The sequence below is a fragment of the Pseudomonas sp. GW101-3H06 genome (assembly GCF_059424605.1).
On the sequence record NZ_JBWKZO010000001.1, the window covers coordinates 2,814,360 to 2,836,999 of the forward strand.

22 protein-coding genes are annotated in these 22,640 nt (G+C 62.1%); 12 read left to right on the forward strand and 10 right to left on the reverse strand.

All coding sequences use genetic code 11. The annotated features are described in order from the left end of the window. Positions 1–1,236, reverse strand: a complete 1,236-nt coding sequence (locus AC07ZE_RS13005; protein ID WP_207265163.1) for a 3-methyl-2-oxobutanoate dehydrogenase (2-methylpropanoyl-transferring) subunit alpha — start codon at positions 1,234–1,236, stop codon at positions 1–3. 185 nt (positions 1,237–1,421) lie between these two features. Here AC07ZE_RS13005 and bkdR point away from each other — a divergent pair, with 185 nt between their 5' ends. After that, positions 1,422–1,910: a Bkd operon transcriptional regulator BkdR gene (gene bkdR, locus AC07ZE_RS13010; RefSeq protein WP_008059350.1), complete on the forward strand. Its 489-nt coding sequence runs from the start codon at positions 1,422–1,424 to the stop codon at positions 1,908–1,910. A gap of 35 nt (positions 1,911–1,945) precedes the next feature. On the opposite strand, the gene AC07ZE_RS13015 is transcribed toward bkdR, so the two are convergent. Further along, on the reverse strand, positions 1,946–2,809 hold the full coding sequence (locus tag AC07ZE_RS13015) for an MBL fold metallo-hydrolase (RefSeq protein ID WP_207265164.1): 864 nt from the start codon (positions 2,807–2,809) through the stop codon (positions 1,946–1,948). A gap of 162 nt (positions 2,810–2,971) precedes the next feature. On the opposite strand from AC07ZE_RS13015, the gene AC07ZE_RS13020 reads away from it, so the two are divergent. The 4 genes from AC07ZE_RS13020 (at position 2,972) to nahK (ending at position 9,044) form a co-directional block, all read left to right on the forward strand. Continuing rightward, positions 2,972–3,778, forward strand: coding sequence for a sulfite exporter TauE/SafE family protein (locus AC07ZE_RS13020; RefSeq protein WP_207265165.1), 807 nt, complete (start codon positions 2,972–2,974; stop codon positions 3,776–3,778). 211 nt (positions 3,779–3,989) lie between these two features. Continuing rightward, positions 3,990–5,174, forward strand: a complete 1,185-nt coding sequence (locus AC07ZE_RS13025; RefSeq protein WP_207265166.1) for a porin — start codon at positions 3,990–3,992, stop codon at positions 5,172–5,174. Between the two features lie 143 nt (positions 5,175–5,317). After that, a complete protein-coding gene (gene nosP, locus AC07ZE_RS13030; RefSeq protein WP_207265167.1) occupies positions 5,318–6,481 on the forward strand; it encodes a nitric oxide-sensing protein NosP in 1,164 nt (387 codons plus the stop codon). Further along, positions 6,411–9,044, forward strand: coding sequence for a hybrid sensor histidine kinase/response regulator NahK/ErcS' (gene nahK / locus AC07ZE_RS13035; protein ID WP_207265168.1), 2,634 nt, complete (start codon positions 6,411–6,413; stop codon positions 9,042–9,044). Before nosP ends, nahK begins: the two co-directional genes overlap by 71 nt. Positions 9,045–9,172: 128 nt before the next feature. On the opposite strand, the gene AC07ZE_RS13040 is transcribed toward nahK, so the two are convergent. The 6 genes from AC07ZE_RS13040 to AC07ZE_RS13065 form a co-directional block, all read right to left on the reverse strand. After that, positions 9,173–9,838, reverse strand: coding sequence for a response regulator transcription factor (locus tag AC07ZE_RS13040; RefSeq protein WP_007976602.1), 666 nt, complete (start codon positions 9,836–9,838; stop codon positions 9,173–9,175). Positions 9,839–9,894: 56 nt separating this feature from the next. Continuing rightward, on the reverse strand, positions 9,895–10,452 hold the full coding sequence (locus AC07ZE_RS13045) for a PQQ-dependent catabolism-associated CXXCW motif protein (protein WP_207265169.1): 558 nt from the start codon (positions 10,450–10,452) through the stop codon (positions 9,895–9,897). 124 nt (positions 10,453–10,576) lie between these two features. Beyond that, positions 10,577–11,368: an ABC transporter permease gene (locus AC07ZE_RS13050; RefSeq protein WP_207265170.1), complete on the reverse strand. Its 792-nt coding sequence runs from the start codon at positions 11,366–11,368 to the stop codon at positions 10,577–10,579. Next, complete coding sequence (locus tag AC07ZE_RS13055; RefSeq protein WP_207265171.1) at positions 11,365–12,096, reverse strand: ABC transporter ATP-binding protein; 732 nt, start codon at positions 12,094–12,096, stop codon at positions 11,365–11,367. The genes AC07ZE_RS13050 and AC07ZE_RS13055 overlap by 4 nt, the downstream gene beginning before the upstream one ends. After that, entirely contained in the window at positions 12,093–13,067 is a 975-nt protein-coding gene (locus tag AC07ZE_RS13060) for a YVTN family beta-propeller repeat protein (protein ID WP_207265172.1), read from the reverse strand. The genes AC07ZE_RS13055 and AC07ZE_RS13060 overlap by 4 nt, the downstream gene beginning before the upstream one ends. A gap of 28 nt (positions 13,068–13,095) precedes the next feature. Next, complete coding sequence (locus tag AC07ZE_RS13065; protein WP_207265173.1) at positions 13,096–14,280, reverse strand: ABC transporter substrate-binding protein; 1,185 nt, start codon at positions 14,278–14,280, stop codon at positions 13,096–13,098. 157 nt (positions 14,281–14,437) lie between these two features. On the opposite strand from AC07ZE_RS13065, the gene AC07ZE_RS13070 reads away from it, so the two are divergent. Genes AC07ZE_RS13070 through AC07ZE_RS13080 form a run of 3 tightly spaced genes read left to right on the forward strand, consistent with a single transcriptional unit; the run spans position 14,438 to position 16,460 of the window. After that, on the forward strand, positions 14,438–14,560 hold the full coding sequence (locus AC07ZE_RS13070) for a hypothetical protein (RefSeq protein ID WP_259331951.1): 123 nt from the start codon (positions 14,438–14,440) through the stop codon (positions 14,558–14,560). A gap of 2 nt (positions 14,561–14,562) precedes the next feature. Further along, on the forward strand, positions 14,563–15,825 hold the full coding sequence (locus AC07ZE_RS13075; protein WP_207265174.1) for a HAMP domain-containing sensor histidine kinase: 1,263 nt from the start codon (positions 14,563–14,565) through the stop codon (positions 15,823–15,825). Further along, positions 15,822–16,460 carry a response regulator gene (locus AC07ZE_RS13080; protein ID WP_207265175.1) on the forward strand — a complete coding sequence of 213 codons (639 nt, stop codon included), beginning with the start codon at positions 15,822–15,824 and terminating at the stop codon, positions 16,458–16,460. The genes AC07ZE_RS13075 and AC07ZE_RS13080 overlap by 4 nt, the downstream gene beginning before the upstream one ends. Before the next feature lie 41 nt (positions 16,461–16,501). On the opposite strand, the gene AC07ZE_RS13085 is transcribed toward AC07ZE_RS13080, so the two are convergent. Together AC07ZE_RS13085 and exaA are read right to left on the reverse strand one after the other, a co-directional pair. Further along, a complete protein-coding gene (locus AC07ZE_RS13085; protein ID WP_207265176.1) occupies positions 16,502–17,146 on the reverse strand; it encodes a pentapeptide repeat-containing protein in 645 nt (214 codons plus the stop codon). 137 nt (positions 17,147–17,283) lie between these two features. Beyond that, a complete protein-coding gene (exaA, locus tag AC07ZE_RS13090; RefSeq protein WP_207265177.1) occupies positions 17,284–19,173 on the reverse strand; it encodes a PQQ-dependent methanol/ethanol family dehydrogenase in 1,890 nt (629 codons plus the stop codon). Positions 19,174–19,426: 253 nt separating this feature from the next. Between exaA and pedF the strand changes: the two genes are divergently transcribed. The 4 genes from pedF to AC07ZE_RS13110 are packed head-to-tail and all read left to right on the forward strand — an operon-like array spanning position 19,427 to position 22,493. Continuing rightward, entirely contained in the window at positions 19,427–19,888 is a 462-nt protein-coding gene (pedF, locus tag AC07ZE_RS13095) for a cytochrome c-550 PedF (RefSeq protein ID WP_207265178.1), read from the forward strand. A 3-nt stretch (positions 19,889–19,891) separates the two neighbouring features. Beyond that, a complete protein-coding gene (locus AC07ZE_RS13100; protein ID WP_207265179.1) occupies positions 19,892–20,767 on the forward strand; it encodes a substrate-binding periplasmic protein in 876 nt (291 codons plus the stop codon). A gap of 9 nt (positions 20,768–20,776) precedes the next feature. Next, positions 20,777–21,538 carry a quinoprotein dehydrogenase-associated SoxYZ-like carrier gene (locus AC07ZE_RS13105; protein WP_207265180.1) on the forward strand — a complete coding sequence of 254 codons (762 nt, stop codon included), beginning with the start codon at positions 20,777–20,779 and terminating at the stop codon, positions 21,536–21,538. 16 nt (positions 21,539–21,554) lie between these two features. Then, the gene (locus tag AC07ZE_RS13110; RefSeq protein ID WP_207265181.1) at positions 21,555–22,493 is read left to right on the forward strand and encodes a quinoprotein relay system zinc metallohydrolase 1; all 939 of its coding nucleotides are present in this window, start codon (positions 21,555–21,557) and stop codon (positions 22,491–22,493) included. The last annotated feature ends 147 nt before the right edge of the window (positions 22,494–22,640 follow it).

Sequence of the window (22,640 nt, forward strand, 5' to 3'; positions counted from 1 at the left end):
TCAGATCCCCAGCTCTTGACGCTGGCGCTTCAAATGCTCCGGCATCTCTTTGTAGACGTCTTCGAACATGGTCGCGGCGCTTGGAATCTGTCCGCCGGCGAGGGTGCCGTACTGTTCAGCCTCTTTCTGCGCGGCGATCACTTCAGCTTCCAGCTCGGCGCTGACGGCGGTGTGTTCTTCTTCGGACCAGTGGCCGACCTTGATCAGGTGCTGCTTGAGGCGCGCGATCGGATCGCCCAACGGAAAGTGACTCCAGTCGTCGGCCGGACGGTATTTGGATGGATCATCCGACGTCGAGTGCGGGCCCGCACGGTAAGTGACCCATTCGATCATGGTCGGGCCGAGGTTGCGGCGGGCGCGTTCGGCGGCCCAGGCGGAAGCGGCGTAGACCGCGTAGAAGTCGTTGCCGTCGACGCGCAGGGAGGCGATGCCGCAACCGACGCCGCGACCGGCGAAGGTGGTGGCTTCACCGCCGGCAATGGCCTGGAAAGTCGAGATGGCCCACTGATTGTTGACCACGTTGAGGATCACCGGCGCGCGGTACACGTGGGCGAAGGTCAGGGCGGTGTGGAAGTCCGACTCAGCGGTGGCGCCGTCGCCGATCCACGCCGAAGCGATTTTGGTGTCGCCCTTGATCGCCGAAGCCATGCCCCAGCCGACGGCCTGGACGAACTGGGTGGCGAGGTTGCCGGAAATGGTGAAGAAACCGGCCTCTTTCACCGAGTACATGATCGGCAACTGGCGTCCCTTGAGCGGATCGCGCTCGTTGGACAGCAGTTGGCAGATCAGATCGACCAGCGGTACGTCGCGGGCCATCAGGATGCTTTGCTGACGGTAGGTCGGGAAGCACATGTCGTCGATGTTCAACGCCAGGGCCTGGGCGCTGCCGATGGCTTCTTCGCCAAGGCTTTGCATGTAGAACGACATTTTCTTCTGACGCTGGGCGACGACCATGCGGTTGTCGTAGATCCGCGTCTTGAGCATGGCGCGCATGCCCTTGCGCAGGATCTCCACCGGCACGCCTTCGGCCCACGGACCCAGGGCATTGCCTTGATCGTCGAGCACGCGAATCAAGCCGCGGGCCAGATCGGCCGTGTCGGAGGGTTCAACGTCGATTGGGGGTTTGCGCACCGTACCGGCATCGGTCAGATGCAGGTAGGAGAAGTCGGTTTTACAGCCGGGGCGGCCCGAGGGTTCCGGGACGTGCAGGCGCAGCGGTTCGTACGCTTGGTTCATGGCTTCTACGCTCGATCTTGTGAATTTCTTGTAGTGAGCTGACAGATTTCCTTCGATTAAAGAAATCTTGTCCTACAACAATCATAGGCCCGGCCAAGAAGAATATTTCTCTCTGTTTCGTTGCGCTAAAGATCATTTGCAGATAAAAAATCTGCATAAACATAAAAAACAGGTGGTTTTGTCTCATGCGCAAACTGGACCGTACCGATATCGGCATTCTTAACAGCCTTCAGGAGAACGCACGCATCACCAACGCTGACCTTGCGCGCTCGGTCAACCTGTCGCCGACGCCGTGTTTCAACCGGGTCAAGGCGATGGAAGAATTGGGCCTGATTCGCGAGCAAGTGACCCTGCTCGATGCCGACCTGCTTGGGCTGCACGTGAATGTGTTCATCCATGTCAGCCTGGAAAAACAGGTGGAGGAGGCGTTGCAGCATTTCGAGGAGGCGATTTCCGATCGCCCGGAAGTGATGGAGTGCTACCTGATGGCCGGCGACCCGGACTACCTGATCCGGGTGCTGGTGCCGACCATCCAGTCGCTGGAGCGCTTCATGATGGACTTCCTCACCAAAGTCCCGGGCGTCGCCAATATCCGGTCGAGCTTTGCGCTCAAGCAGGTGCGCTACAAGACGGCGCTGCCGTTGCCGGCGAATGGATTGACGCTAGGCACCTGAAGCATTGGCACCTCATTCACACCACTCCTGCAGCGTCAGAGTTTGTTGATCGGAATCTTGAGGTAGGTCACGCCGTTGTCTTCGGCCGGTGGCAGATTCCCCGCCCGCACATTGACCTGGATCGCCGGCAGCAACAGCGTCGGCATGCCCAACCCGGCATCGCGCCGGGTACGCATGGCGACAAACGCTGCTTCGTCTATGCCGTCGCGCACATGGATGTTGTCTTTGCGTTGTTCGCCCACCGTGGTCATGCAGCATGGCTTGCGACCTTCAGGCGGATAGTCGTGACAGACGTAGAGGCGCACGCTGGCAGGGAAGGCCAGCAACTTGTGGATCGAGGTGAACATCTGGTGGGCATCGCCACCGGGAAAGTCGCAGCGCGCGGTGCCCACGTCCGGCATGAATAGCGTGTCGCCCACCAGAATCATGTCGCCGTCGATCAGGTACGCCATGTCCGCCGGCGTATGGCCAGGGACATGCAGGGCCGTGGCCTTGAGGTTGCCGATACGGAATGACTCGTCGGGGGCAAACAAGTGATCGAATTGCGAGCCATCAATGCAAAATTCCGGCTCGAGATTGAACAGGGCCTTGAACACGTTCTGCACCTTGCAGATCGACTGGCCGATGGCGATCTTGCCGCCCAGTTCCCGACGCAGGTATGGCGCGGCGGAGAGGTGATCGGCGTGGGCGTGGGTTTCCAGCAACCACTGCACCTGCAAGTGGTGCTCGCGGATAAATGCGATGATTCGATCAGCCTGGACCGTGGCGGTGCGCCCGGCAGCGCCGTCGTAATCGAGCACAGGATCGACGATTGCGCATTGCCCGCCGTCGGCTTCGTAAATGACGTAACTGTAGGTGGATGAGGCGGGGTCAAAAAAGGCTTCAATCAGGGCGGACATGGGGATGGTTTCTTTGTGGAGTCGCCATGAGGTTAGTTTCATTTTCCCCGCGTTGACCAGCCCCGCTTCAATTCAATTGATGAAAAAAGTTGTGCGGGCTCTATCCTGTCACTCAATCGATACCGGGCGTTCCCGGCCTTTGTCATGGATTACGAGCGTTCTATGTTGCTGGCGAGTTTTTTTGGTGTGGTCATGGGGTTGGTGCTGGGATTGACCGGGGCAGGCGGTGGCATTCTTGCCGTACCGGCGTTGGTGCTGGGCCTGGGTTGGAGCATGACCACAGCGGCACCTGTAGCACTGTTTGCCGTAGGCAGCGCGGCGGCGGTCGGTGCCATCGATGGATTGCGGCACGGGCTGGTGCGTTATCGCGCGGCGTTGCTGATCGCGGCGCTCGGCGCGGTATTTTCACCGGTGGGCATCTACTTCGCCCATCAGTTGCCGGAAAAAATCCTGATGATCCTGTTCAGCCTGCTGATGGTCATGGTGGCCGCGCGGATGTTGCGCCGTGAGCGCAAGGACGAGGGACCGAGCGATCATGGCCATGCCAACTGGGGCCAGAAAAACTGCATGCTCGACCAGCACACGGGACGCTTTTCCTGGACCGCCAAATGCACCGCGACCCTTGCCGCGCTCGGCGCGGTGACCGGCGTCGTCTCGGGGTTGCTCGGGGTCGGTGGCGGCTTTCTGATAGTGCCCGCGTTCAAGCAACTGACCGATGTGCAAATGCGCGGGATCGTCGCCACGTCATTGATGGTGATCAGCTTGATCTCGGCCATCGGCGTGATCGGCGCGTTGCACGCCGGGGTGCGCATCGACGGGCTGGGCGTGGCGTTCATCATTGCCAGTATCGTGGGCATGGTCGTGGGCCGAAAACTCTCCACACGGGTGCCGGCGCGGGGGTTGCAGGTGGGGTTCGCCAGTGTTTGCCTGATCGTCGCCGCCTATATGCTGATGAACGCAGCGCACTAAACCGATATTTTCCCTCCTGCAGGGACATCCGCCGGCAAGCTTACACCCTTGGTGCCAAGCCTTGCCGACAAGCGGTCGTACGCCCTAACTATCGCGCGCCACCGGTCATTCCAAAGCACCTCAATACCGCCCCCAAGGCAGCGTATGGCGCCGCCTGTCAGCTTTCGATAATCGCCTCCGACATCAAGTCCCCCCCGTCGCGGAGCGCGCCATGCACAACAATAAGAACTTCACGCATCGTTTTTTGCCTGCCTTGATCGCCAGTCTGTCCTCCCTTGGCCTGAGTTCGATGGCCGAGGCCGAGATCATGCTGTATGACAAGGACCAGACCACGTTCTCCACCGATGGCTATATCAATGCCTTCTATGTGAACAGTGATGTCGACCGTGACGGCGAACAATACGACCGTCGCCAGTCGCGGGTGAAAATGGGATTTCTACCCAACTACCTGGGCTTCAACATGAGCAAGCAGGTCGATGATCTCAAGCTCGGCGCACGCGCCTCGTTTTGGGTGACTATCAACGACAGCGAAACCAACGGCACCGACACCGCCATCGATGTGCGGCAGTTCTACGGCACCGTGGCCAATCCGCAGTGGGGCGAAGTGTTGATCGGCAAGGATTTCGGCCTGTTTGCCCGCTCCAACATCCTGCTCGACGAACTGCTCGCCGGGTACGGCCAGGTCAGCGATACCTTGGGGCTGGTGGATGGCGGCGGGGTGTCGTTCGGCAACATCGGGACCGGTTATCCGTACCCGTTCCCGACCTCGCAAATCACCTACCGCACCCCGGTGATGGATGGCTTGCGGGTGGCCGTGGGCATCATGGACCCGGTGGACACCAATGACAGCAGCCCGACGGGCAAGGCCTACCAGGAAAACCCGCGCACCGAGAGCGAGATCACCTACCAGTTCGACCTCGCCGGGGCTAAGATTTACAGCTGGGTCAACGGCAGCTACCAGACCTCGGACAACACCGATGCCACCGTCGACACCATCACGTCCAAAGGCGTCGGTTACGGCGTGCAGGCGAAAATGGGGGGCTTGTCCCTCACCGGCTCCGGTTTCCAGGCCAAAGGCATCAACCCGTTTTTCACCAACAATGCGGGCGAGCCAACCCTGCGTAACGTCGACAGTGATGGCTATCTGTTGCAGGGCTCCTACAAGCTGGGCAAGAACCGCCTGGCACTGTCTTACGGCAAGACCAAGGACGATGGCAACGGCGCGGTCGGCAGCGGCGCGGACTATGAAACCCGTGGCATTGCGCTGTTCCATGACGTCAATGACAACCTGAAACTGGTGGCCGAGTACAACCAGTTCGAAATCAACGGCCACGACACCAGCAACCAGAACGAAGACACCGATACCTTTGCGGTGGGGGCGGTGTTGACCTGGTAAGCGGCGCCGTAAATCCCTTAGTGGGAGCGCCTGCTCGCTCCTACTCCCAACGAAGCCCCTGACCGCTACCCAAGTAGCATACGTCCCGGCACCAGGCCTTCGTACACTCATGCCTCCTACACACGCACCTGCGGGGGGCGATGATGCAGCAGTTCCAGAGCGAAGGGGTCGTCAGTGCAATGTCCCTGGCCACCGATCCCCGGCAGGTGGCGCAGGAGCTGGCGCGGCAGTTGCTGCATCCGAACCTGGGCTTTGTGCTGTTCTTCTGTTCGGCCGAATACGATTTGCAGGCGCTGGGCCAGGCCTTGCAGCAAGGGTTCGGCGGCATACGCCTGGCCGGCTGCACCAGCGCCGGGGAAATCACCCCGCTGGGTTACGGGCGCAATTGCGTGACGGCGGTGGGTTTCGATCATCGGCACTTTTCCATTGCCCTCGAACTGATCGACGAAATGGAGCACTTCAGCCTGATCGACGCGCAACAGATGGTCGAGCGCCTGGTCAGCGGTTGTCGCAGCAATACGCTTGCACCGATCAAGGGCAACAGTTTCGCCCTGACGCTACTCGACGGCTTGTCCAGTCGGGAAGAAATGGTCCTGGCGGCCTTGAGTGCAGCGTTGGGCGACATTCCGCATTTCGGTGGCTCGGCCGGCGACGACAACTACCTGACCCACACCCATGTTTACTTCGACGGCGGCTTCCATAGCGGTGCGGCGGTGGTGGTGCTGGTCAACACCTGGCTGGATTTCGAAGTGTTTACCACCCACCACATCCTGCCTCGGGCGGAAAAGCTGGTGGTCACCGGGGCCGACAGCGCCTTGCGGCGGGTCTTCGAGCTCAATGCCGAACCGGCCGCGGCTGAGTATGCCCGACACATTGGCGTGCCGGTGGCTGAACTCGACCACCGGATCTTCGCCGCGCACCCGTTGGCGGTGCGGATCAACGAGCACTATTACGTGCGCGCCATCCAGCAGGTTCATCCGGACCTGAGCCTGAGCTTCTACTGCGCGGTGGAGAACGGCATCGTCCTCACCGCCATGACACCTGGCCCGATGCTGCCGAATCTGCAAAGCCTGTTCGACGGCTTGCAAGAGCGGCTTGGCGACCTGTTGCTGACCATCGGCTGTGACTGTTTCCTCAGGCGCCTGGAACTGGAAGGCGACGGTAACCTGGAGCAGATCGGCCGGTTTTTGCGCGAGCAGCGGGTGATGGGGTTCAACAGCTACGGAGAACAGTTCAATGGCATGCACATCAACCAGACCTTCACCGGCGTTGCCATTGCCCGGGGCCGATCCCTCGGACAGCGCTGAACTCCAGGCCCGGATCGCCGGGTTGCAGCACGACAATCAAAAGCTGCAGCGCATCAACGCGGCATTGATCGAGCGCATCGAGTCCGGCATCACCCGTGGCAACGATCCATACGCAGCGTTCCAGCATTCGGTGGTGTTGGCCGAGCAGGTTCGCGAACGCACGGATGCCTTGAACCAGGCCATGGCCGAACTCAAGGCCGGCAACCTTTTGCTCAGCGAAGCCCGCCTGCGCGCCGAAACGGCCCATCAGCACCTGATCGATGCCATCGAGAGCATTTCCGATGCCTTCGTATTGTTCGACGCCGAGCAGCGCATCGTATTGTTCAACAGTCGGTTCAAGGCGTTCTGGAGCAACAGTCGGGTGCGGATCAACGCCGGCATGCGCCTGACCGAGGTCAAGCGCCTGATGCAGAGCAACGGCTTGTTTACCGAAGAACCCCGCGGGCATGCCGACGAAAACCTGCTGTATCGCCTGCAGGACGGCCGCTGGCTGCAAGTCAGTGAACGGCCGACCCAGGAAGGCGGGCGGGTGATCCTGTTTACCGACATCACCGACGTCAAGCTCAGCGAAACCGTGCGCCGCGAGCAGGCGGTGGCGCAGAAGTCGCATCTGCTGCAACGGGCGGTCGACAACCTGTCCCAAGGGGTGGCCATGGTCAACGCCGAGGGCATTCTTGAGTTGTGGAACCGCCGGTTTCTCGAACTCAGCGGCCTGGCGCCGGTGGCGGCCCACCGGCTGTTTGCCGACGTGATCGCCGACAGCGAACTGACCTTGCTGACCCCGGCCAGCCGTGGTGCCAACGGGCGGCCGGTGCAGGAGTGCGAACAGCGGCTGTATGACGGCCGCGTCCTGGAAATCCGTACCCATCCGTTGCCCACCGGCGGTTTCGTCAACACCTTCACCGACATCACCGAACGCTACCAGCACGCCGAAGCTTTGAGCGAAAGCGAGCGCTGGATTCGCCTGATCACTGATCATGTGCCGGCGTTGATCGCCTACCTCAATGCCGACTTGGTCTACGAGTTCACCAACAAGGTCTACGAAGAATGGTACTGCTGGCCACGCGGCGTGATGCTCGGCCAGAGCCTGCGCGAAGTGCACAGCGAGCAGCATTACCAGCGACTGGAATCCTATGTGGCCAGGGCGCTGGCCGGGGAAAGCGTGACCTTCGAATTCGCCGAGACCAACGTCAACAATCAGGAACGCTATATGTTGCGCTCCTACGTGCCCAATCGCCTGGCCAGCGGTGAGGTGGTGGGGATTTTCGTGTTGATCCGCGATATCACCGAACGCCGTCGCACCGCCGAAGCACTGCACCAGGCCTATCAGAACCTCGAGCTGCGGGTGCGCGAACGCACCGCCGAATTGACCACCCTCAACGACCAGTTGCTGCGGGAAATCGAGGAACGCCGCCGGGTCGAGTCACGCTTGCGCGAGGCCAAGCTGGAAGCGGAGCAGGCCAATCTGTCGAAGACCAAGTTTCTCGCCGCGGTCAGCCATGACCTGCTGCAACCGCTGAACGCCGCACGGCTGTTCACCAGTGCCTTGCTGGAGCGTCGCGAGCCGATCTGCAATGAGGTTCTGGTGCGCAATGTCAGCAATTCCCTCGAAGACGTGGAGAACCTGTTGGGCACCCTGGTGGATATTTCCAAGCTCGATGCCGGCGTGATCAAGGCCGACATTGCACCGTTCGCCTTGAGCGAGCTGCTGGAAAACCTCGCCGCCGAATACACCCAGGTGGCCCGTAGCGAAGGCCTGCAACTGCATTTCATCCCCTGTTCGGCACTGGTGCGCAGTGACATCCAGTTACTGGCGCGAATCCTGCGCAACCTCTTGAGCAATGCCATTCGCTACACCTACAGCGGTCGTGTAGTGCTGGGCTGTCGACGTCAGCACCAGCGCCTGTCGATTCAGGTGTGGGACAGCGGCATGGGCATTGCCGAAAATCGCCTGGAAGAAATTTTCCAGGAGTTCAAGCGCGGGGATGTGCAGCGCCCGGACCAGGATCGAGGCCTGGGCCTGGGCCTGGCCATTGTCGAGAAAATCGCCGGGATTCTCGGGCACCGCATTCAGGTGCGCTCATGGCCGGGCAAGGGCTCGATGTTCTCGGTGGAAGTACCCTTGAGTGCCACCGCGCCCAAGCCGGCGCCGAGCCTGCTGATGAGCGAGCCAATGCTTGAACGGCTGCGCGGCGCGCGGATCTGGGTATTGGACAATGACGCGACCATTTGCGCCGGTATGCGCACCTTGCTCGAGGGGTGGGGGTGTTGCGTGGTGACGGCGTTGTCGGAAGAGGATCTGGCGCGGCAGGTGGACAACTACCATGCCGAGGCGGATTTGCTGATTGCCGATTATCACCTGGACAACGACCGCAACGGCATCGACGCCGTGGCCCGGATCAACGCCCGTCGCGCTTCGGCAATCCCGGCCATGATGATCACGGCCAATTACAGCAACGAACTCAAACAGCAGATCCGCGAACTGGGCCACACCCTGATGCACAAACCGGTGCGGCCGATGAAGCTGAAGACGGCGATGAGCCATTTGCTCGCCAGACCCTGAATTCTCGGGTGCAGGTACTGGCCTCTTCGCGAGCAAGCCCGCTCCCCCATTTGATCTTCGTGCGACGCAGATCAAATGGGGGAGCGGGCTTGCTCGCGAAGGGGGCGACCCGGTCTTCCTGAAATGACTCACCGGCGCAGATAAGACCCGAAATCAATATCCCCGGCACTCAGGATTGCCTGCACGCGGTTGTGTACGTTGAGTTTGCGCAGGATCGCCGAGACGTGGGCCTTGACCGTGGTTTCGGCAATTTCCAGGGTATAGGCAATCTGTTTGTTCGACTCGCCTTTGGTCATGCGCTCCAGGACCTGCAACTGCTTGCGGGTCAGGGCCTGCAGCAGTTCCGGCGGGAAGCTCGGGGTGTCGTTCATTCGCCGATGGGTGCTGCTTTTGGCCGTGCGGATGATGTCCGGGGGCAGGTAGACGTTGCCATTGAGAATCTGCTGGATGGCGTCGGTCATTTGTGCGCGGGGCGAAGATTTGGTGATGAAACCCACGGCACCGTAGGTGATGGCTTGCAGGACGATTTGTTTGTCCTGTTCGGCGGAAACGATCACCACCGGAATGGTCGGCGCTTCATTGCGCAGGTTGATCAGGCCGTTGAGCCCATGCATGCCGGGCATGTTCAGGTCGAGCAGGATCAGGTCCAGGTCATCGTGTTCCTGGGTCAGTGCCAGGGCGCTGTCGAGGTCGGCAGTTTCCATCACCTCGCTGCCGGCAAAACCATCGCTGATGACGTTGTGTATGGCTTCGCGAAACAGCGGGTGATCGTCGGCAATCAGAATTTTGTACATAGCCTTTCACCTCATTATTTTGATTATGGTGTGGCAACAACACGCACGCGTAAAGCTCAGGGGAAGGGTTCCGGTCGGGCTGGGGCCAGTGGCAGATTGGCGGCTTGCCAGGCGTCCAGGCCATCGCGATACCAATACAGTGTCTTATAGCCCAGGCTGGCTGCGCGTTTGACCGCGTTCCAGCTCAACCAGCAATCGGCGCGGCAATAGAAGACCAGCGGTTGCGTTGGGTCGCCGCTGGTCAGTTTTTGCAGGTTGCCCGCGAAATAGTCCTGCCATTGCGGCGTCAGATCGCCGTCGCCGGTGTTGGCCAGCCAATGGCTGCCGGGCAGGTTGTCATGGGGCTGGTCTTCGATGAAACGGCCTTGCAACCATTGGCGGCGATAGACGTCGATCAACAACGGGCGCGGGTGTTGCCCCAGCAGGATTTGCAGGGCCGGGGTGTCGATGAGGGTCGCGCCTTGCAGCTGGTTCGGTGTCGGGCTGCGGTACAGGTCGATACGATAGCCGTCGGGGGAAAACAGCTGGGGTTCTGCGTGTGCGCCACCCAGCCACAGGCTGAGCGACAACGCAGCAAGAGTGGGACGCAACAGGCGACGTCGGGCACGCGGCATGGGGATTGATCCTTATCGTTATGCGCCCATTACATGCCACTCGTGGTGCGTTGGGAATGCGACGATAGACAGGTAAAACCAGTACTAAAGTAGTAAGTTTTCTGTGGCGAGGGGATTGATGGTGTCAGCTGGATTTGCGCAGGGCAGCGTGTTGTGGGTTGAAGGTGAGCACGGCGAGCAGGGCGAACAGCAGGGTCAACCCTACGCACACCGCCAACGCCAGCGGATTGAAACGCTCATACAGCGCAAAGCGCACCAGTTCCACCGCGTGGCTGAAGGGGTTCACCGCGCACAGCCAGTACAGCCACTCGCTGGCCTCGCGCATTTTCCAAAGCGGATAAAGCGCCGAAGACAGGAAAAACAGTGGGAAGATCACGAAGTTCATCACCCCGGCGAAGTTCTCCAGCTGGCGGATCGCGTTCGACAGTAATAACCCCAGGGCGCTGAGCATCAACGCCACCAGTAGCAGCGCGGGCAGGGCGATCAACAGACCCATGGCTGGCGGCTGCACCCCGTAAAGCCAGGCAATCGCCAGGAAGGCATACACCTGCAACAGTGAAATCAGCGACGTGGCCAGCAGCTTGCTGCACAGCAGAAAGGTCCGGGGCAGGGGGCTGGTCAGCAGCACGCGCATGCTGCCCATCTCACGGTCGTAGACCATCGACAGCGAACCCTGCATGCCGTTGAACAGCAGGATCATGCAGGCCAGGCCTGGAATGATGTAGACCTCGTACGGAATATAGGTGTCGTAGGGCTCGATGATCGCGATGCCCAAGGCGGCGCGAAATCCCGCGGCGAACACCAACAGCCACAGCAGCGGGCGCACCAGGGCGCTGAGAAACCGCGTGCGTTGCAGCACGAAGCGCAGCCATTCGCGCAGGACGATACCGCTGAAACATTGCCAGTAAGCGTTCATCGGGCCGCTCCTGTGGTGGTCAGTCGAGTGAAGGCCGAACCCAGGTCGCCACCGTGTTCCAGACTCAGTGCATCGGCTTGCCCGCTGGCCACCAGGCGGCCCTGATGGAGAATCAACAAGTCGTCGCTGGGCTGCACTTCATCGAGCAAATGGGTGGTCCAGAGCACGCTGATCTGCTGCTCGCGACACAGGCTGCGAATGTGCCGGTTGAGCGCCAGGCGGCTGGCCGGGTCGAGGCCGGCGCTGGCTTCGTCGAGCAGCAACAGGCGCGGTTCATGCAACAGGGCGCGGGCAATTTCCACCCGCCGGCGATGGCCGCCATTGAGTTCGCGTACCCGCTCGCCACGGCGCTCACCCAGGGCCTGGCGGGCCAGTTCCGCCTCGACCCGCCGCTCGGTCTGGCGGCGAGACAAGCCATGCAGCGCCGCGTGGTAACGCAGGTTCTGCTCGACGCTGAGGTCCAGATCCAGCGTGCTTTGCTGGAACACCACGCCCAGTTGCTTGAGCGCCGGACGAGGCGCGTTGCGCAATGAATAGCTGCCGACGCGGATATCACCCTGCTGCAGATCATAGAGTCGGGTCAACAGGGCGATCAGGGTGGATTTGCCGGCGCCGTTAGGCCCCAACAGCGCGGCGAAACGCCCGGGCGCCAGGCTGAAGTTCACCTGGCGCAACGCCTCCCGAGGACCGTAGGCGAAGCTCAGGTCGCTGACCTCCAGGGCGTTCATGGCGTCACCACCACGCCCCACGGGTAACGCCCGACCTTCACCGACTTGCTGACCTTGAGGCTGTCGACATCGATCACCGACACATCGCCGCTGACGCCGTTGGTGGCGAGCAATTGTTTTTGATCCGGGGTGAACGCCAACTGCCAGACGCGTCGACCCACCAACAGGTAATCGAGGATCTCGAAGGTCTTGGCGTCGACGACCGCCACGTGATTGGCCGGGCCCAGGGCCACGAACGCGTACTTGCCGTCGGCGCTGAGCTTGATGCCCACCGGCTGCACCTTGTCCGGGTGAACGCCCTTGATCTGGAAGTTCAGGGTCTTGAGCACATTACGGCTGGCGACGTCGAGAATGGTCACCGTGCCACCGATTTCCGCCGAGGCCCAGAGTTGCACACCGTCATTGCTGAACTCGACGAAGCGTGGCCGTTGATCCACCAGCGTGCTGTCGGCCAGGGTCTGGGTGCTGGTGTCGATCCAATGCAGCATGTTGGTGGTTTCGCTGGTGTTCACCGCCCACTTGCCGTCGGGGCTGACCGCCATGCCTTCGGGCTCGACGCCGACGCTGATCTGGCCGAGCACCTTGGAGGTCTCGGTGTCGATCACCGTGACCAGCGCATCGTCTTCGTTGGAGACGTACAGCCAGCGGTTGTTGGGGTGCAGGGCGAATTGCTCGGGGTCCTTGCCCGAGGGCAGTTCCTTGATGATCTTGCGGGTGGCCACGTCCATCACCTGGACCCGGTCCGAGTCGCTGGCGCAGATGTACAACAACTTGTTGTCATGGGACAGCAGCAGACCACGGGGGCGCTGGCCGACGGGCAGGGTCTCGGTGACTTGCAGGGTCTGCATGTCGATCAGGCTCAGGTTGTTGTCCTTTTCATTGGAAACCCATGCGGTGCTGGCGGCGGCATGGCCGGCGGCGAGCAGCACGGCCCAGGTAAGCAGGGAGCGGCAAAGCAGAGTGCGGCGCATGGCAGTTTCCTTGTTGTAGTTGTTGTGTTCAGGGAAAGCGGCAGCTCACCTCGGGCTTGTCGTAACCCAGGCTGTCCATCTCGTTGAAAGGGTGCAGAAAGCCGTCCTGGGGCGAGGTGCTGACCAGCGCCCGGGGTTGCACGATCGGAATCGGTTGGCGCAGTTGGCCGTTCCACGGCCGGTAACTAAGCTTGCGGCCCTTGAAACCGTCCAGCGGCAATTGATCGCTGATTTCCAGGTTGCGGATGGCCATCGGGTCGCTCTGGCGCAGTTTGCTCACGGCGCTGGCGATGCTGCGCACGGCGATCCATGCGGCGAAATCGCGGTCGTTCATCCAGCGCCCGGCCAGCGCTTCGAAGCGTTTTTGCAACTGTGCGGCGCCGTAGGTTTCCACGGTTTTGTGCCAGCCCACCGGGGTCAGGCCCTGAGTGCCGGCGACCGGGCGCGGGTACCAGGTCTGGTACGGTACATATTCGCCGAAGTCGCCGCGCTCATCGGCCACCAGTACCACGTCGTATTCGGCGGTCTGGGTAAACAGTGGCATATCGGCCTGGGCGCTGCGCCGTTGATCGTTATCGAAACGCCAGGGTTTTTCCGCCACCAATTGCAGGCCGAAGCGCTTGGCGGCGCGGCGCAGAGCCGCGGCGTAGGCTTGGTCGTCCACGGTCGGGCCGACGATCAGCAACGCCCGCTGCCATTTGCGCAGCACCAGAAATTGCGCCAGCGCATCGGCGAGCATCGCCCGGCTCGGCAGACTGTGCAGTACGTTCGGCAGGCAATCGGTGGTGCGCAGGCTGTCGTCAGGGCTGCCGGCATTGAACAACAGGCTGTCGGGCAGCGCGGCACTGAGCTGGCGCAGGCTGCTGGCCGGTGCGTTCACCACAAACAGGCGCAACCCTTGTTCATGCTGGGTTTTCGCAGCGATGAGCAAGGCTTCGGGGCTGTCGACGTTGGCATCGACCAGGCTGTAGCTGTGATTGAGAAAGCGCCCGGTGCTGTTGCTGTCGGTGATCGCCAGTTCGGCGCCGCGCAACCCGGCATCGGTGGGTTCGGCAATGACGTTGGACAGCAGCGGGCCGGGATCGGGGCGATAGCCCAGATAGCCGATCCTCACCTGCAACGGCGCATCCGCCGCCTGGCTCTGGGTGGCCAGCCCGGCGGCGCAGGCAATCGCCAGCAGGTAAAACAGCGCGTAAGGGGCAAGCTGGCGCATAGGGCACTCCATCACAGGTAGCGCCAGCATAGGAAGCCCGTCCCGTGGTGGAAATATGCAGAAAGTACCAACCGGCCAGTACCAAGGTAGTAGACCGCGCCGGACGGCGCGGTTTTAGCATGGTCGACAACGGCCACTGCTATGGAGGGGATTGACCATGCGTATCGTCAAAGCGCTGCTCCTGCCGTTTCTGCTGATTTTGACCCTGGTCGGCGTCGACCGGCTTCACGCGCCGCATCCCGCGCCGTTGCAGGTCATGCCCGCGACACCGGGACGCTAGCCATGTCAGCGCTGTGGCGGATCAACCTGTGGGTCTGCGGTTTTTTCACCCTGGTCACCCTGGCGTGCATGCTGTTGCTGATGCATCAGGCGTTGGAGGATGTGGAGCGTGAACTGCAATCGGCCGAAGCGGTGGTCGAGTACCTGAGCGAAACCGCCGAACGTGACCCGATCAGCCTGCAACCGCGGCTGACCCAAGGCCTGCGCCACGTCCGCGTACGCTGGCTGGGGCCGGATGAACAGCCACCGCTAGCCGTGCAAGGCGGGCTCGATGCCTGGCTGGGCCGCCTGCTGTTCGCCGAAGTGCGTCATGGCGCCAGAATCCTCGATCTGGCGGATGGCCGACGGGTGCAGATTGCGCTTGATCCACGGGATGAAATCGACGAAGTCTGGGACTCCGTGCAACAACTGCTCAGCCTGTGTGCGATGGCCCTGGTGGTCAGTCTGCTGACCATCCGCTGGGCCGTGCGTCGCGGCATGGGTCTGCTCGATGAGCTGCTGCGGGCATTCCAGCAGGTGTGTGCCGGACAGCTCACAGTGCGCCTACGTCCAGAAGGGGGACCGGAGGCGCGGCAATTGGCGACGCATTTCAACCGCATGACCGACGCGCTGGAACAGGCCGGTAGCGATAATGCCAGGCTGACCCAGGCGCTGTTGGCGGTGCAGGAGCAGGAGCGTACGCAGCTGGCCCAGACCCTGCACGACGATCTCGGCCAATACCTGGCCGGCATTCGTGCCCAGGCTTGCCTGTTGCGCCTGGTGGCGGATCGACCGGAGACCGTCGAGCGCACGGTACGAGAGCTGGAACACAACTGCGAGCATCTGCAACAGGGGTTTCGCGCGCTGGTGCACAACCTCTATCCGGTGGTCTTGCAGCACTTGTCGCTGGCCGACGCTTTCGCCTTGCTGGTGGAGCAATGGCAGGGCCGCCAGGGCATCGATTGTCAGTTGCGGACCAGTGCGCGGTTACCGTCGCTGTCGGCAGCGGACAAGACCCATCTGTACCGCCTGCTGCAGGAAGCCCTGACCAACATCGCCCGGCATGCCGAGGCCAGTCAGGTGCGGGTTCGTCTGCAACACCACGGTGCGCACTTGCGTCTGCTGGTGCGCGATAACGGTCGTGGTGCCGCGCCATCCCGGCGTCCCGGTGTCGGCCTGCATTCGATGCGCGAACGCGCCCGCAGCCTGGGCGGTGACCTGCGCATCATCAGCCACCCCGGCGCCGGATGGGCGTTGACCTTGAGCATGCCTTTGGAGGCTTCATGAATATTCTGCTGGTCGATGACCACGCGGTAGTCCGCCAGGGCTACGCCAGCCTGTTACGCGCCGTGTTGCCGGCGATGGAAGTCCGTGAAGCGGCGACCGGTGAAGAGGCGCTGATCCGGGTCCAGGAAAGCGTCCCGCATCTGGTGATCATGGACTTCGGCTTGCCGGGCATCAGCGGCCTGGAAACCACCCGACGCCTGCGCCAACGCTTGCCGCAACTGCGGGTGCTGTTTTTCAGCATGCACGATGAATTGCCTTTGGTGCGTCAGGCACTGGACGCCGGGGCGTCGGGCTACCTGACCAAAAGCTCGGCGCCTGAGGTGTTGATCGAGGCCGTGCGCCGAGTCCTCGCCGGCCATGCCTACATCGAACAGCCGCTGGCCACTCAATTGGCCTGCCATCCGCAACAGGACGCCAGCGACCCGCGCCTGCAGAGCATGACCCAGCGCGAACTGGAGATTTTCGTGATGCTCGCCAAAGGCACCCCGGCGCGGCAAATCGCCGAGCAGTTGAGCATCAGCAGCAAGACCGTGTCCAATCACCTGACATTGCTCAAGAGCAAACTGCAGGTCAGTTCCCATGCCGAACTGGTGCATCTGGGGATTGATATGGGGGTGGTGCGCAAGGCGGGGTGACGCAGGGTTGAAAACTGTGGGAGCGAGTGTTGTTTTGAAACTCACCTGTCCCACGTCGTCGGGCACCCCGTGCAGCCCTCCATGTTCGCATCCTGGAAATTCGCATAATGCTGGCGCGAGCCGCTCAGGTTGGCGTGGGCCAGGTTGCTTTCGCCCAGCTTGGCTTCTTGCAGGTTGGCGTCGCTGAGGTCGGCGTCCTTGAGGTCGGCCTTGCTCAGCCAGGTCATTTCCAGGTCGGCGGCGCGCAGGTTGGTGTGGTGCAGACTGGCCCCGGAGAGGCGGGCGAATTGCAGGTAGGCGGCGCTGAGGTTGGCCTTCTCGAATTGCGCGCCCTGGGCGAACATTCCCCAGCCCTGGATCGCCATCAGATTGGCCGAGGTGAAATCAGCCAGTCGCGCGTTGCTTTGTTGCAGGCTGGCGCGGGTCAGGTTGGCGCCTTGCAGCCGGGCCTTTTCCAGGTTGGCCAGGTCGAGGCGGGCGTGACGCAGGTCGGCCTCGCGCAGGTCGGCGCCGCTAAGGTTCATGTGGCGCAGGTCCAGGTTGCTCAGGTTGGCGCCCTTGAGATCGGCGCCGGGGCACTGGCTGTGTTCGGCGATGGTGCAGCCGTTGATGATCAGTGGGGTGTCGTCGTTGTCGGCGTATGCGGTGGAAAGGGTCAATAGCAAAAGAAGTGGCAGATAGTTCATGGCAAATCTCCGGGTTCCCGCGTGGGAGCGAGCCCGCTCGCGAAGGTCGTCAACGATGACGCGGGGTGCCTGGTGCACCACGGCGGTCTCGGGTCCTTCGCGAGCAGGCTCGCTCCCACAGAGAGGGGTGGGGTGGATTACTTCTGCGCTGTCTTGTTATCCCAGCTCGGGATCTTGAACACCCAGAACGACCCGCCCTGAGCCACCGGTTTGGTCAGCTCGGCCATGTCGCCGCCCCACAACGGCACCGCGCCGCCGTAGCCGACGGTCACGCCGATGTACTGCTCGCCATCCTGTTCCCAAGTGATCGGTGGCGAGACGATGCCGCTGCCGGTCTGGAACTTCCACAGCTCCTTGCCTGTTTTCGCATCGAAGGCCTTGAAGAAACCGTCACCGGTGCCGGTGAACACCAGGTTGCCCTTGGTCGCCAGTACACCGGCCCACAACGGCAGGTGTTCCTTGTGCTCCCAGACCACTTTGCCGGTGGTCGGGTTCATCGCCCGCAGGGTGCCGACGTGATCGTCGTACATGCGCTTGATGCGAAAACCCATGCCCAGATAGGCCGAGCCTTTCTTGTAGCTGACCTCTTCGGTCCAGTACTCCTCTTTCCATTGGTTGCCCGGAATGTAGAACAGCCCGGTGTCCTGGCTGTAGGCCATGGGGTTCCAGTTCTTGCCACCGAGGAACGGCGGCGACACTTCCACCGGTTTGCCCTTGGTTTCCCCCGGCAGCGGCTTGGCCGGACGCTGGCCCTCGTTTTCCACCGGACGCCCGGTCTTGAGGTCGATATGGCTGGCCCAGGTGATGTTGTCGACGAAAGGGAAGGCGTTCTGCAATTTGCCGTTATTGCGGTCGACCACGTAGAAGAAACCGTTGCGGTCGGCATGGCCGGTGGCCTTGACCGTTTTTCCGTCCTTGTCCTTGTAGTCGAACAGCACCAGCTCGTTGTTGCCGGAGAAGTCCCAGGCATCGTTCGGCGTGTGCTGGTAGAACCATTTCACCTCGCCGGTGCTCGGGTCGACGCCGACCTGGCCTGAGGTATAGAGGCTGTCGTAATCCCGTGGGTGGCCATCCTTGGAGGTGCGCGCCCATGTGTTCCAGGGCCCCGGGTTGCCGGCACCGACAATGATCGTGTTGGTTTCGGCATCGAAACTGGCGCTCTGCCAAGGGGCGCCACCGCCATGGCTCCAGGCCTCGACCTTGCCGGTTTCGGTGGTCGGGTCGTTCGGCCACGACGGCGCCTTGACGTCGCCGGTCGGCGTACTGTCCTTGCCGTTCAAACGTCCCATGTGGCCTTCGACGAAAGGCCGCATCCAGACCTCTTCGCCAGTGTCCGGATCGCGGGCGAAGAGCTGCCCGACCACACCGAACTCATCGCCGGAGCTGCCATGGATCAGCAGGACCTTGCCGCTGGTCTTGTCCTTGATCAGCACCGGCGCGCCGGTCATGGTGTAGCCGGCGGCGTGGTCGCCGAATTTCTTGTTCCACACCACTTTACCGGTGTTCTTGTCCAGGGCGATCAGTCGTGCATCGAGGGTGCCGAAGTAGATCTTGTCGCCGAAGATCGCCGCGCCACGGTTGACCACGTCGCAGCAGGGCCGAATGTTGTCCGGCAGGCGGTGGTTGTAGGTCCACAGGCGCTTGCCGGTCCTGGCATCCAGGGCGAATACCCGCGAATACGAACCGGTGACGTACACCACGCCGTCGCTGACGATGGCCTGGGACTCCTGGCCGCGCTGTTTCTCGTCGCCAAACGAATAGGACCAGGCCGGGGTCAGCTTGAACACGTTCTGGTCGTTGACCTGGGCCAACGGGCTCCAGCGCTGGGCGTTGGTGCCCATGCCGTATTGCAGCACGTCCCTGGTGGTCAGGTGATCGTTGGCGATGTCTTCCCAGCTCACCTTGCCGGTGGCGGCCGGTGCGGTTCCGGCGTAACCGGCCGCGCTCAGGGACAGGCTGCCGACCAGCAGAAAAGCCTGTATGGCGAGGCTCAAGGAGGAAAGGGCGGGTAGCGATCTTATTGTCATGGTTGCAGTTCCCAGTGGAGGTTTTGGCCTGCACAGGGTGGGGCGCCGGGCGTGCGACGGATACGGAAAAAGTCCCGCCGTTGCCGGGAAAACTTCCCATGGACCACCTGATTTGGAAGTCCGTCCAACGCCTTACTACCAAGGGATTAGACGGCGGCCACCAAAGCAGCATGGGGCCATGATCCCGGGGTTTCTAAGATGGCTGCCATAGCCTCTGCCAAGAGGTTTTGCGTGCAATCCTGAGGGCATAACAATGACAACAAAACGCAACGCCTTGCTCGTCACCGGGCTGTTGGCCGGTCTCATCAGTGCGGGTGCCGTCTGGGCCCACGGCAATGTGGTGCCGCAGGCCGTCGCCACTCAGGGCCTGACCCCGATCAAGGAGGCCGGGGTGCAATTGGACGCCGATGGCTGGGCCGCCGTGAACCCTTATCGCACGGCCCCGGAGCACGACAAAGCCGTGGAAATCGGTGCGTCGGCCTACAACCAGAACTGCGCGGCCTGTCATGGCCTGGAAGCCAAGTCGGGCGGGATCGCCCCGGACTTGCGCATGCTCGACGCCGGTGAGTCGGGCGATGAATGGTTCGTGGAGCGAGTGCGCCATGGCGCGGTGCGTGACGGTCGGGTGTACATGCCGAAAATGGCCGACTACCTGAGTCAGGAAGCCCTGTGGGCGGTGCGCACCTACCTGGACAGCGTCCGCGTCGAGGAGTGACCCATGCGCCTGCTCGCGGTGTTGATCAGCGCTGTGTGGCTGTGCTGCCAGTCGGTGCAGGCGCAGGTTCGCAACTATGACGAAATGATCGCCGCCGGCGAGTTGAAGGTGGCGATCTACAAGGATTTTGCCCCCTACAGTTTTGAACAGGCCGGTCAGCCCCGTGGCGTTGACGTGGAACTCGCCCAGGCCTTGGCCAAGGCGTTGGGCGTGCGCCTGACGCTGATCTGGGTGCCAGCCGGCGAGAAGCTTGACGACGATCTGCGCGATTACATCTGGCGCAGCAGCCCGTTGCACAATCAGCAACTGGCCGACCTGATGTTGCGCGTGCCTTACGACCGCGACTACGCGCAAAAGCGCAACGAATTCGGCGAGCTGGAGAACGGCCATGTGGTGATGTTCGGGCCGTACCAGAATGAGCAATGGCAAGTCGCCTACGACCGCCGCCGACTGGACAAGGTCGCCAGCGTCGCGGTGTTCGAGCAGCACCCGATCGGCGTCGAAGTCGACAGCGTGCCCTCGTTCTACCTGACCTCGGTGTTCAACGGCATGCTCGCTGGCAAGACCCGCCACTATCCGGGCGTGCCCCAGGCGTTCGCCGCGATGAAGGCCGGCGAGGTGGACGCGGTCATGGCCATGCGCGGCGAAATTGACTGGCAGGTGCATGAAGCGGCCGATCCGCAATGGGCTCTGGCGCAGAACGCCTACCCGAACATGGGCAAGCAGCTCTGGGAGATCGGCATGGCGGTACACGAAAGCAACCGCCAATTGGCCTATGCCGTGGAAGAGGCGCTGGAAAGCCTGATCCGCGACGGTTCGGTGAAAACCCTCTACGACCATTACGGCCTGCGTTACGACGTGCCCGAGATGTACCAATAGGAGCAGGCGATGAAATGGCAAAGGCGTTGTCTGTTGGCCTGCTGTTTGAGCGTGGCGGCCCATGCCGCCGCCGTCGATTCCGGTAAAGACCCGGTGCCATCGGTGATGTGGAGCTTCTATCACAAGCAGATGCTCGGCGATGCGCCGTTTGTGTTCGATGAGCGGGTCAAGCTGTTGGCGCCGCCATTTGCCGAAGACGCGCGGCAGGTGCCGCTGGAAATCGATGCCCGGGCGTTCAAGGGCGATGTCGTGAAAATCCTCGCCTGGGCCGAACTCAACCCCTTGCCGAAAATCGTCGATTTCGAGCCGCAGGCGGGTGTGTTGCCGTGGCTGTCGATCCGCATCCGCGTGGAACAGGCCACGCCCCTGCGTGCGGCGGTGTTGACCCGTGACGGCCTGTGGCATGTCGGTTCAACGCTGATTGATGCGGCCGGTGGCGGCTGCACCGCGCCGAGCGTGGTACGTACCCAGGCCGGTTGGGAAGAGCACATCGGTGAAGTGCTGGGCGGCCGGTATCCGCGCGAGGATTTCAGTCGCCTGCGCCTGCAGGTGGCGCATCCGATGGACAACGGCATGGTCAGTGGCATCCCGGAATTTTTCATCAATCAAGCTGAGTTGCGTAATCAGCATGATCAACTGCTGGCACGCCTCGAACTGTTCCCCGCCGTCAGCGAAAACCCCAGCCTGGCGTTCGATATCGAAGGGGCAGGGCAGACGCGGCTGTTGTTGCGCGATAACAGCGGCAATCAGTTCGATGCGGTCATACCCTGACCTGAAGGAGCCTGTCATGCGCTGGATGCTGCTGTTGTTGATCGGCCTGTGTTTGCCGGTCATGGCCGATCTCGAATATTCGCTCAAGCCCAGGCAGATCGCCGAAGACACCTGGCTGCTGGAAGGCAGCATCGATAATTTCGCCAGGGACAATGGCGGCAACATCGTCAACACCGCGTTCATCGTCACCGAGCGTGGCGTCGTGGTGATTGATAGCGGCCCGTCCAGGCGATACGGCGAGGCCATGCGCCGGGCCATTGCCGCCACCACCGACAAACCGGTGATCAGGGTCCTGCTGACCCATCATCACCCCGATCATGTATTGGGCAACCAGGCGTTTGCCGATGTGCCGATAGGTGCACTGGCCGGCACCACCGAACTGCTGCACAAGCAAGGCGACGCCATGGCCGAGAACATGTACCGGCTGGTGGGGGACTGGATGCGCGGCACCGAGGTGGTGCTGCCGAACCTTACGCTGACCCCCGGCGTGGAACGTTTTGGGAATCATGATCTGCGCCTGCTAAGTCTGGGTGGGCATACCGGTGCGGATCTGGCTATTCTCGACCAGCAAACCGGCGTGCTGTTTGCCGGGGACCTGGTGTTTTATCAACGGGCACTGACCACGCCCAACAGCCCGGGGCTGGCGGTGTGGCTGGCCGATCTCGCGACCCTGCAGGGGTTGCCCTGGACGCAGATCGTGCCCGGCCATGGACCGGTCGCCCGCGATGCCGGACCCTTTGCGCAAATGCGCGATTACCTGAACTGGCTCGACCAGTTGATGCGCGAGGGCGCGGCCCATGGCAGCGACATGGCCGAAATGATCCGCAGCCCCATCCCCGAGCGATTCGCCGGGATCAGCCTGAGCCGCTATGAGCTGATTCGCAGCGTCAGTCATTTGTACCCGCGCTACGAGCGCGCCCGGATGACGCGGGTGGATTCCAACGCAAACAACTGACTCACCCCCCATCCCCTGTGGGCGCGAGCAGGCTCGCTCCCGCAGGGGGCAGTTGTCCATTCCTTCCGAACCTGTACCAAGGAACTAGAAATCTCCACATTGCGGCCAATTGTTGTCAGGGCGGCGGCGCCCAAGAATCTGCTCCAG